Annotated in this window: 1 protein-coding gene; it reads right to left on the bottom strand. The window is 63.4% G+C overall.

Annotated features, from left to right (window positions below; all coding sequences use genetic code 11):
* Positions 1–833 (bottom strand): hypothetical protein (locus FN369_RS10990; RefSeq protein ID WP_178087600.1); only part of this gene is annotated, 833 nt, incomplete at both ends.

The following is an 833-nucleotide window of genomic DNA, read 5'->3' as shown; positions in this document are numbered from 1 at the left end:
CGGCGGGCCTCGCCGCAGCGACGGCATCGAGCGGCCTTGGAATTCGCCCGAGTTCCCAAAGAAGCCAAGCGTAACTTTTCTGGGGGTTCTTGTCCTTGGGCAGAAGGATCGCCTTCTGCACGAAATCGACGGCGCTGATCGCCAGAGGGGACCAGAGCATCCTCCAGCCTGCGTCTTGCAGTGCTTGAACTTGCGCGGCCGTAGTCGAGGAGTCGTTGACGAGTGCGTCGACGGCCGAGCCGAGGCCGGTTTCCACTTTGCGGTTGCCCAATCTCAACGCTCGATGGCCCTCCCGGATTCCCGCAGCCGGAGGAGGGGATTTTCGATAGAGGCTGCACTGCTGCAAGCGCCTAGGCCCTTGGGAGCGGAAGCGAAGGAGGATCGTCTCGTCTCCGTTGTCCCAGAGGAGAAAGTCGGGAGCGGCGAGCTCCCAGTATTTGAAAATGTCCCGCCAGCCTGGGGGGATGACGGGATTCGCTCCGGCCCGAGCTCCGGCTCGGTAGGCCATCGCATCGGAGGGCAAGAGCTCCACCAGCGTCGGATCCAAGTCGAGAATGAGAAAAAAGGACCAGCCTTGATTCGCTCTTTCCGGAAGTCGCAGCTCGACGCGTCGAACCCAGGGCCGAGCCGAGCCGGAAGCCTCGTAAACAGCCATCGAATCATTTCTCTCGATGCGATGAAGAGAAGCGCCGATGGCCGCCTCCACTCGAGCCACGGTCGCGGGTTGCAGTTGGCGGAGGGTGTCGATCCAAGCGAATGCCTCGCGCGGAGGAACCGGCCGAGCCACCCCTTCCTGTTCCAGCGCGACCTCAGGTCGCTCGGCGGCTGCGGCC

Origin of the sequence: Methylacidimicrobium cyclopophantes (assembly GCF_902143385.2) — a bacterium.
GTDB classification, from domain to species: Bacteria; Verrucomicrobiota; Verrucomicrobiia; order Methylacidiphilales; family Methylacidiphilaceae; genus Methylacidimicrobium; species Methylacidimicrobium cyclopophantes.
The sequence above is the reverse complement of the archived record's forward strand: the minus strand, read 5'-3'. Positions and strand labels throughout refer to the sequence as shown.